The following is a 1,837-nucleotide window of genomic DNA, read 5'->3' as shown; positions in this document are numbered from 1 at the left end:
CTGATGTCGCCTCCCTTCAGCGCCGACTCCATGGCCCGCGAGATATCTTCTTCGCAATCGGGTGTTTCAATCCAGCTCAGTTGATCGTAGCCTTCGATCCTTGGCCCGATCATAACTACTTCAAGGCCTGGCCTCGATTCCTGGGCCGCGATCGCTCCCCGGGCGAGTTCCCCCGGACCGAGCTCGCTCCCGGAGGCCATGAGCGCTACTCTCGTACGTGGGCCTCCGCTTCTGGCGGACTCCACTATTTCGCGGAGGGCACAGCCGATGATTTTTTTTGTTCCAGTCCCAGTCATGGTCTTCACCCCGCAAGTTCCTTCGAAAGGTCCTCCAGGACTTCAAGGAGTATCCCCCGGACCTCCTCCGTGGTAACCCCCCTGATCTGCCCGGACACACCCGAAGAGGGCTCGATGAGGAAGGAAGCTCCGTCGGAAAGATTGGTGAGCCTGGCCAGGAAAAGGCTTCCCTTTCCGATTATCATGACACGTTCGTATTTCCCTTCCTTGATGTCCTCGCAGGCATGGCCGATGAAAGGCACCCCGGAAGGGATATGACCCTGGGTATGGGCAAAACCCGGGATACCCTTGCTCTCGACAAAGGAGGACATCTCTTCCTTGCTTAATTCTCCTTTCATCACCGCTAGGGCGGCGATCATCTTGAAGTTAGCCGCAGGGACGTCTCCGGCGCCGGCCGGTACGGTGATCTCCGGTATCTGGAGTTCGGCCGCGAACTTGTCGACGTCGGCGAAGGAAAGCCCTATCTTCTGGAGAGGTTCATAGACCAATGCCGAGGTGACCGCCTGGGGGGAAGCACCGGCGCCCACGGAGTGTTTTCCGAGGGCATCGAGCCTCATGATGGGGCACGTACCATCGTCGGCATCCAAAAGAACGGCGAAGCTCCCCAGGCAGTCTTCCAGGGCGGGCATGTCCTTGCGAACGTGGTCCCGGCTGTTCATGAAAAGTTTAGGAATGGCTCCGCCCGCCAGGACCACCACGTTAGGTCTCGCTCCGCTGGCGACCTGGGTTGCCCCGGCTATTACGGCGTTAACGGGTCCTGCACAGAAACTCCGCACGTCGAATCCCGAGGCGTTTACGCATCCTGCTATCTCCGCGATGGCCTTTGCAAAGTTTCCGCCGCCTCGCTGGTTCATGTCTCCCGCGGCTTCCTCGGAGCTCTCGATGATGTAGTCGATGTCCGCCGGGGATAGGCCAGTGGTTTTTAAAAGGTGAAGAAGAGCCAGCACGGATCCAGCTTTGCTGGCAATATTTTCAAGAAGGACGTGCGCGGAAAGCGACTCGTCGAAATCGTGCCCCTTTCTGCAGCAACCGGCTATCTTCCCGTTAAAATACAGGGGAAGCGCCCCATGTTCTTTCGCTTCCTTCTCAATCTCTGAAGGAGTATGCCCTTTCTCTAGCCTAGACAGGATATTCTCATTCATGAGCGGGTGCTTGGCCAGGGCATCGCGGACTTTCCCGGCAAAAGATTCTTCGAGCCAGACAATATCGAATACATCGCAGATATCCATCAAGGCAAGGAATTCGTTCTCAGGCATGATTTCCCCGAATTTTCCGAAACGTGTGGCCCCGTTTATCCTGTTCTGGTACATCGGGGTGGGCTGTTCCTTAAGTCTTTCCAGATCAAGCCCGCCTATAAAGGCTTGATTGGGAGCGTAGGAACACGCTTCATCGTAGGATTGCATGCTCTTGGACAGTTTTTTTATATACTCGGTCTCTCCGTGGGAAATCCTCTCCATGTACGGTGTGTTGCCGTAGTAAAGCCCCAATTCCGGGGTATGGTTAAGGCAATAGGAGTAACCCCTGATAGCGACATGGGCCAT

The 1,837-nt window shown here is 56.2% G+C and carries 2 protein-coding genes; both read right to left on the bottom strand.

Going from position 1 to position 1,837, the window contains the following annotated elements; all coding sequences use genetic code 11:
- Window positions 1–305 (bottom strand): glycine reductase (locus GX108_07605; protein NLO56895.1); only part of this gene is annotated, 305 nt, incomplete at its 3' end.
- Window positions 302–1,837 carry a glycine reductase gene (locus GX108_07600; protein ID NLO56894.1) on the bottom strand — a complete coding sequence of 512 codons (1,536 nt, stop codon included), beginning with the start codon at window positions 1,835–1,837 and terminating at the stop codon, window positions 302–304. The genes GX108_07600 and GX108_07605, both read right to left, overlap by 4 nt.

The organism is Thermovirga sp. (assembly GCA_012523215.1).
Taxonomy (GTDB): Bacteria; Synergistota; Synergistia; order Synergistales; family Thermovirgaceae; genus 58-81.
This window is presented reverse-complemented; position numbering and strand designations above follow the sequence as displayed.